Annotated in this window: 7 protein-coding genes; 4 read left to right on the plus strand and 3 right to left on the minus strand. The window is 75.9% G+C overall.

Annotated features, from left to right (window positions below):
• Nucleotides 1–5: 5 nt before the first annotated feature.
• From LPA42_RS28015 to cofC, 3 genes are all read right to left on the minus strand, one after another.
• Nucleotides 6–2,213: an RNA degradosome polyphosphate kinase gene (locus tag LPA42_RS28015; protein ID WP_228986975.1), complete on the minus strand. Its 2,208-nt coding sequence runs from the start codon at nt 2,211–2,213 to the stop codon at nt 6–8.
• 326 nt (nt 2,214–2,539) lie between these two features.
• Nucleotides 2,540–2,737, minus strand: a complete 198-nt coding sequence (locus LPA42_RS28020) for a cold-shock protein (RefSeq protein WP_077936598.1) — start codon at nt 2,735–2,737, stop codon at nt 2,540–2,542.
• Between the two features lie 31 nt (nt 2,738–2,768).
• Nucleotides 2,769–3,398, minus strand: a complete 630-nt coding sequence (gene cofC, locus LPA42_RS28025) for a 2-phospho-L-lactate guanylyltransferase (RefSeq protein WP_077936599.1) — start codon at nt 3,396–3,398, stop codon at nt 2,769–2,771.
• A gap of 123 nt (nt 3,399–3,521) precedes the next feature.
• Here cofC and LPA42_RS28030 point away from each other — a divergent pair, with 123 nt between their 5' ends.
• From LPA42_RS28030 to LPA42_RS28045, 4 genes are read left to right on the plus strand one after another with little or no spacing between them, the layout of a single operon-like run.
• The gene (locus tag LPA42_RS28030; protein ID WP_043962296.1) at nt 3,522–4,268 is read left to right on the plus strand and encodes a 1-acyl-sn-glycerol-3-phosphate acyltransferase; all 747 of its coding nucleotides are present in this window, start codon (nt 3,522–3,524) and stop codon (nt 4,266–4,268) included.
• Nucleotides 4,265–5,272 carry an NAD(P)H-dependent glycerol-3-phosphate dehydrogenase gene (locus LPA42_RS28035; protein WP_077936620.1) on the plus strand — a complete coding sequence of 336 codons (1,008 nt, stop codon included), beginning with the start codon at nt 4,265–4,267 and terminating at the stop codon, nt 5,270–5,272. Before LPA42_RS28030 ends, LPA42_RS28035 begins: the two co-directional genes overlap by 4 nt.
• A 55-nt stretch (nt 5,273–5,327) precedes the next feature.
• Nucleotides 5,328–6,455 (plus strand): cystathionine gamma-lyase, encoded by a 1,128-nt coding sequence (locus LPA42_RS28040; protein ID WP_077936621.1) that lies wholly within the window; start codon nt 5,328–5,330, stop codon nt 6,453–6,455.
• A gap of 52 nt (nt 6,456–6,507) precedes the next feature.
• Entirely contained in the window at nt 6,508–7,260 is a 753-nt protein-coding gene (locus LPA42_RS28045) for a putative protein N(5)-glutamine methyltransferase (protein ID WP_077936600.1), read from the plus strand.
• The last annotated feature ends 168 nt before the right edge of the window (nt 7,261–7,428 follow it).

Genomic DNA, 7,428 nt, shown 5'->3' on the forward strand with positions numbered 1-7,428 from the left:
TAGGCTCATCCGGCCGTGCCGCCGACCCGGCGCAGCAGCAGGTCCTGCAGATGGGTCGGCAGGGCCTGCTCCGCGCCGGTGCGCCGGGTCCAGGAGCCGTCGCCGTGCAGCTCGAACGCCTCCACGTCGGGGCTGAAGGCGGCGGTGAGCACGTGGTCCAGCTCGGCGCGGGCCACCGGGTCGCTCACCTGCACCAGCGCCTCCACCCGGCGGTCCAGGTTGCGGTGCATCAGGTCGGCCGAGCCCATCCAGAACTCGGCGGAGCCGTTGTTGCCGAAGCGGAAGATCCGGGAGTGCTCCAGGAACCGGCCGAGGATCGAGCGGACCCGGATGTTCTCCGACAGCCCCGGCACCCCGGGGCGCAGCGTGCACATGCCCCGGATCAGCAGGTCCACGTGCACCCCGGCCCGGGACGCCCGATAGAGCGCGTCGGTGACCTCCTCGTCGACCAGCGAGTTGACCTTGAACTGGACCAGCCCGGGCATGCCGAGCCGGACGTGGCTGATCTCCCGCTCGATCCGCTCGATCAGCCCCCGCCGGATGCCCTGCGGCGCCACCAGCAACCGCCGGTACGCGGTCTGCCGGCTGTAGCCGGTCAGCACGTTGAACAGGTCCGTCAGGTCCGCGCCGATCTCCGGGTCGGCGGTGAGCATGCCGAAGTCCTCGTACAGCCGGGCGGTCTTCGGGTGGTAGTTGCCGGTGCCGATGTGGCAGTACCGGCGGATCTGGTTGCCCTCCTGGCGCACGACCAGGGCGGTCTTGCAGTGCGTCTTGAGGCCGACCAGGCCGTAGACGACGTGGCAGCCCGCGCGCTCCAGGGTGCGCGCCCAGCCGATGTTGGCCACCTCGTCGAAGCGGGCCTTCAGCTCCACCAGCACCACCACCTGCTTGCCGGCGGCGGCGGCGTCGACCAGGGCGTCGACGATGGGGGAGTCCCCGCTGGTGCGGTAGAGGGTCTGCTTGATGGCCAGCACGTCCGGGTCGGCGGCGGCCTGCTCCACGAAGCGCTGCACGCTGGTCGCGAACGAGTGGTACGGGTGGTGCACCAGCACGTCGCCGTCGCGCAGGGTGGCGAAGACGCTGCGCGGCACCTCGCCCTCGGTGAGCCGGGGATGGGTGGCCGGCACGAACGGCGGGTCCTTCAGGTCGGGGCGGTCGGCGTCGCCGTAGAGCTGCCACAGCGCCGACAGGTCGAGCAGGCCGCGTACCCGCAGCACGTCGTGGCTGTCCATGTCCAGCTCGCGGACGAGCAGCTCCAGCATGTGGTCGGAGATCGAGGCGGCGACCTCCAGGCGCACGGGCGGGCCGAAGCGGCGGCGGGCCAGCTCCCGCTCCAGGGCCTGCAGGAGGTCCTCGTCGCGGTCCTCGTCGACCTCCACCTCGGCGTTGCGGGTGACCCGGAACAGGTGGCACTCGACGACCTGCATGCCGGAGAAGAGCTGCCCCAGGTGCACCGAGATCAGCTCCTCGACCGGGAGCACCCGCACCCCGGGGGACTCCCGGTCGACCCGGACGAAGCGCGGCACGTTGTTCGGCACCTTGACCCGGGCGAACAGCTCCGAGCCGCCGTCGGGGTCGCGGACCGCGACGGCCAGGTTCAGCGACCGCCCGGAGATGTACGGGAACGGGTGCGCCGGGTCGACCGCGAGCGGCGTGAGCACGGGGAAGATGTGTTCCCGGAAGTAGGTGCGCAGCCGTTCCCGCTCGGGCGCGTCCAGGTCCGTCCACCGCAGGATGCGGATGTCCTCGGCGGCGAGCTTCGGCAGCACGTCGTCGACGAAGCAGGAGGCGTGCCGGCCGACCAGCTCGGCGGTCCGCTCGCCGATCCGCTCCAGCTGGGTACGCAGCGGCAGCCGGTCCCCGCCGCGCACCGGCAGCCCGGCGGACTGGCGACGCTTCAGGCCGGCGACCCGGACCATGTAGAACTCGTCGAGGTTGCTGGCGAAGATCGCCAGGAACTTGGCCCGCTCCAGCAGCGGCGTGCGCGGGTCCTCGGCCAGGGCGAGCACCCGGGCGTTGAAGTCGAGCCAGGACAGCTCCCGGTTGAGGAACCGGTCCTCGGGCAGCGGCACCGGCGGCGCGGGCTCGTCGTCCGTCAGGGGGTCGACGTCGAGCACCTCCTCCAGCCCGGCGGACGCCGCCGCCCGACCCGGTGGGGCCGTCGTCGGGTCGGCGGCTTCCGGTGCGCCCAGGGCCGCCGCCCGTGCGCCCATGACCGCTGCCGGTTCGCCCCCGGTCGTTCCGGCGAGTTCGGTCGGTTCGGTCGGTTCGGCCGGTTCGGCCGCATCGGCCGCCTCCGGCGTGTCGCGTGGGCGGAACCGGCCATCGGCGCCGCGCCGGTGGGACCCGTTGCGCAGGCTCGCCGGCTCGCCGGGCGCGGGTCGGTCGTCGGCGGGCGCGGGTCGGTCGTGGCCGGGCGCGGGGCCGTCGCCGGCGGGTCGGTGGTCGGCGGCCGGGCCGGTGGGGTGCTCGCGAGGGGTGCTCACCCGCTCATAATGTCCCGGAACGGGTTAACGCAAAATGAACTTGGGTGGGGAGCTCACGGCATCGTCGGCAACGTCACCCGGACGATCTCCCCGGCGGCGTCGGTCTCGACCCGGACCCGCTGGCCCAGCCGCAGCAGCCGCAGGCCGGAGGCGTCGAAGGCCCGCGCCGGGAACGTCAGCTCGGTGCCGTCGTCGAGCAACAGCACGCCGCTGCGCGTCGCCGCGTCGTAGGTGGCCACGGTGCCCTGCATGCCAGCACCGTACACCGGTGCCGGCGGGGGCTCAGCCCGCGCCGGTGAGGGCGGCGGTGTGCGGCCCGAGCCCGAGCCGGGCGGCGGCGGCCAGGTCGGCCGCGGTGTCGACGTCCCGACGCAGGGTGGGCCAGTCGCCGGCCAGCGGCAGCGCCCCGCCCGCCTCGTGCGCCGCGGCCGAGCCGACCCCGAACCGGGGGTCCAGCGGCACGCCGGGCGGCGCGGCGAGCAGCACCGTGCCGGTCCCCGGGGCGTCGGCCATGAACCGGCGTACCCCCGGCGGGCCGGCGGCGATCGCGCGCAGCGCGGCGGTCAGTTCGGCCGGGCGCAGCGCCGGCAGGTCCGCTGTGAGCCCGGCCACCCACCCGCCGCCGGCCGCGACCGCCGCGCCGAGCCGGAAGGCCGCGTTCAGGCCGGCGTCCGGCGGGTCCGGCACGATCCGCACGCCGGCCGCGCGGACGGCCGCCGCCACGCGGGCGTCGCGGGTGACGACCACCACCCCGGCGACCGCCGGGCACGCCCGCACCGCGGCGACCGTGTCGGCCGCCAGGGCCAGCGCCAGCTCCTCGTGGGGTACGCCCGGCAGCGCCCCCCGCAGCCGGCTCTTCGCCACGCCGAGGCGCTTCACCGGCACCACCACAGTCCAGGTCCGCTGCCGCACGGCACAATCCTGCCAGTCACCCCGGCGGTACCCTCACTGGCCGTACCGGGGGCGAGCAGGCATGATTTCGCTGCGGGCGGCACGGGCGGGTGCGGCGTGGGGTCGGGGCTACGAGGAGGCAGGGTGACGCGGCGCAGGCTGGGGTTCTGGCAACGGTTCGCCGTGGTGCTGGTCAAGCCCGTCATGACGGTCTGGACCCGGCGCACCTGGCGGGGCATGGAGCACCTGCGCCACGACGGCGGCATCATCATCGTCCCCAACCACCTCTCGCACGCCGACCCGCTGGTCTCCGCGCACTTCGTCTACGACGCCGGGCGCTGGCCGAGGTTCCTCGGCAAGGCCAGCGTCTTCCGGGTGCCGGTGGTGGGCTGGATCCTGCACCGCTGCCTCCAGATCCCCGTCGAGCGCGGCACGGTCGACGCCGTCAAGTCCCTGGACGCCCTCGTCGCCGCCCTGCGCGAGGGCGGCGCGGTGGTGATCTACCCGGAGGGCACCACCACGCGGGAACCCGACCTGTGGCCGATGAGGGGCAAGACCGGGGCCGCCCGGCTGGCGCTGGCCACCGGCGCGCCGGTGATCCCGGTCGCCATGTGGGGTCCGGAGCGGCTCTTCGACCCCCGCAACAACCGGCTGGGCCTGCGGCCCCGCATCCCGGTGACCGTCGTCGCCGGGCCGCCCGTCGACCTGAGCCGGTGGGCCGGCTCCACGCCCACCAAGGCCACCCTGGAAGAGATGACCGACACCATCATGCTGCGCCTGCGCGACCAGCTCGCCGAGATCCGGGGCGGGACGCCGCCGCCGCTGTGGGAACGACCGGCGCGGGCCGCCGGGGCCGCCCGCCCGACGCGGGGGCGGGAGGACGCGGCGTGACCGGCCACGTGGCGGTGCTGGGGGCCGGGTCGTGGGGGACCGCCTTCGCCAAGATCCTTGCCGATGCCGGCCGGGACGTGACGATCTGGGCCCGGCGGCAGCCGGTGGCCGAGGCGATCCGGCTGCGCCGGCACAACCCGGAATACCTCCCCGACCTGCGGCTGCCCGACCGGGTCACCGGCACCGGCAGCGCCGCCGAGGCGATCCGGGGCGCGGAGATCGTGGTGCTCGCGGTGCCGTCGCAGACGCTGCGCGGCAACCTCGCCGAATGGGTCGGCGACCTGCACCCGGACGCGACCCTGGTGTCCCTGATGAAGGGCATCGAGCTGGGCACCACCAAGCGGATGAGCGAGGTGATCGTGGAGACCGCCCGGGTCACCCCGGACCGGGTGGTCGTCGTCTCCGGCCCCAACCTCGCCCCCGAGATCGCCGCCGAGCAGCCCGCCGCCACCGTGGTCGCCGGCACCGACGACCGCCGCGCCCAGCTCGTCCAGGCGTCGATCCGCACGCCGTACTTCCGGCCGTACACCAACGACGACGTGATCGGCTGCGAGCTGGGCGGGGCCGTGAAGAATGTGATCGCCCTCGCGTACGGGATCGCCACCGCGATGGGCTTCGGCGACAACACCCGGGCGATGCTGATGACCCGGGGGCTCGCCGAGACCGCCCGCCTCGGGGTGGCGCTCGGCGCGGACCCGATCACCTTCGCCGGCCTGGCCGGGATGGGCGACCTCGTGGCGTCCTGCTCGTCGCCGCTGGCCCGTAACCGCACCTTCGGCGAGCACCTGGGCCGGGGCGAGACCCTGGAGCAGGCCCAGGCGGCCACCCGGCAGACCGCCGAGGGCGTGAAGAGCTGCCTGGCGATCCGGGACCTGGCCCGCGCCCACGGGGTGGAGATGCCGATCACCGAGCAGATCGAGCGGATCTGCCACGAGGGGATGGACCCCCGGCTCGCCGTCGATGCGCTGATGAGCCGCACCGCCAAGCCCGAGTCGTACGAGTGAGGCGGCCCGCGTGACGACCCCCGGCACCGACGGCGAAGGCACCGACGGCGAACGCATCGGCACCGACAGCGCCGACGGCGACGGCACCCGATGCGTGCGGGCCGGGCTGCCCGAGCCCGCCCCGGGGCAGCCGTTCCTGCCCGGCCCGGTCTTCGCCGCGCCCTACCACCTCGACCCACGGCAGGGCCCGGCGGCGACCCCGAACGGGTACGGCCGGCCCGACAACCCGACCCGGCGGCTGCTGGAGGCGGCCATCGGCGAGCTGGAGGGCGGCGACGTGCGCGTCTTCGCCAGCGGGCAGGCGGCGATCACCGGCCTGCTGCTGGCCGTGCTGCGCCCCGGCGACACGGTGGTGCTCCCCGCCGACGGCTACTTCCCGGTGCGGGCGTTCGCCACCGACACCCTCGCCGGGATCGGCGTGCGGGTGCTGTTCGCGCCGACCGCCGGGCCGTACCCGTCGTTCGCCGGGGTGCGGCTGGTGCTGCTGGAGTCGCCGGCCAACCCCGGCCTGGACGTCGCCGACGTGCCGGCCCTGGCCGCCGCCGCGCACGCCGCAGGGGCCCTGGTGGCGGTGGACAACACCACGGCCACCCCGCTCGGCCAGCGCCCGCTGGACCTCGGCGCCGACGTGGTCGTCGCCTCCGGCACGAAGGCCCTGACCGGCCACTCCGACCTGCTGCTCGGGTACGTGGCGACCCGTTCCGCCGGGCTGCTCGACCCGGTCACCGCCTGGCGCACCATGACCGGGGCGGTGCCGGGGGCGTTCGACGCGTGGCTGGCGCACCGCTCCCTGGCCACGCTGGACCTGCGGCTGGCCCGGCAGAGCGCCAACGCCGAGGCGCTCGCCCGGCTGCTCGCCGGCCGCCCCGACGTCACCGGCGTGCGCTGGCCGGGGCTGCCGGGCGACCCGGCGTACGCGCTGGCGTCGGCCCAGCTGCGTCGGATGCCCGGGGTGCTGTCGTTCGACCTCGGTGACGCCGAGCGGGTGGCCCGTTTCCTCACCGCGTCCCGGCTGGTGGCCGCCGCCACGTCGTTCGGCGGGCTGCACACCACCGCCGACCGGCGGGCGCAGTGGGGCGACGACACGCCGCCCGGGTTCGTCCGGCTCTCCTGCGGCGTGGAGGACACCGCCGACCTGGTCGCCGACGTCACCGCCGCCCTGCAAGGAAGGGCCCCCTGTTAACGCATACGGTAGAGAAGGGTCCCCTTCTCACGCTCAGTCCACGGACGCGCTCGTGTCGCGGCTGCGCGCCGCCGGCTGCGTCTTCGCCGAGGAGGAGGCCGAGCTGCTCGCCGCCGCCGCCGACACTCCCGAGCGGCTCGCCGACCTGGTCGAGCGGCGGGTCGCCGGCCTGCCGCTGGAGCACCTGCTCGGCTGGGCCGAGTTCTGCGGCCTGCGGGTCGGCGTCGACCCGGGCGTGTTCGTGCCGCGGGCGCGTACCGCGTTGCTGGTGTCGGCCGCCGCGGCGGTCACCGGGCCCGGCGCGGCCGTGCTGGACCTATGCTGCGGGTCCGGTGCCGCGGCGCTGGTGCTCGCCGGGCGGCTGCGTCCCCGCTGGCTGGCCGCCGCGGACCTCGACCCGGCCGCCGTGGCGTGCGCCCGGCGCAACCTCGCCCACCTCGGCGTGCCCGTCTACCAGGGCGACCTGTACGAGCCGGTGCCGACCGAATGGCGGGGTCGGCTCGACCTGATCGTGGCCAACGCCCCGTACGTGCCGACGGAGGCGGTGGCGCTCATGCCGCCCGAGGCGCGGTTGCACGAGGCGCCGGTGGCGCTCGACGGCGGGTCGGACGGGCTGGCCGTGCTGCGCCGGGTGGCGCGGGGGGCGGTGCACTGGCTGGCGCCGGGCGGGCACCTGGCCGTGGAGGCCGGCGCCGGGCAGGTCGAGGCGCTGTGCGCCGCGCTGGCCGACCTCGGGTTGACGCCGTCCGTGGCGTACGACGAGGAGCTGGACGCGACCGCGGTGACCGCCCGCCGGCCCGGCTGACCTCGGCGGACCGCGCCCCGGTGCCCCGGCTGGGCCGGGGTGCCGGCGGGCCGGAACGAGGTGGTGGCCCACCCGCCGGCCGGCGGTGCGGACCGGACGGCGGGTGGACCACGACGGTGGCCGCGCGGGCCCGCCCGGGCGGGACCCCCCGGCCGCCCCCCGCGGGGG

It is taken from the genome of Micromonospora sp. DH13 (assembly GCF_020873825.1).
In the GTDB taxonomy this organism is placed as follows: domain Bacteria; phylum Actinomycetota; class Actinomycetes; order Mycobacteriales; family Micromonosporaceae; genus Micromonospora; species Micromonospora haikouensis.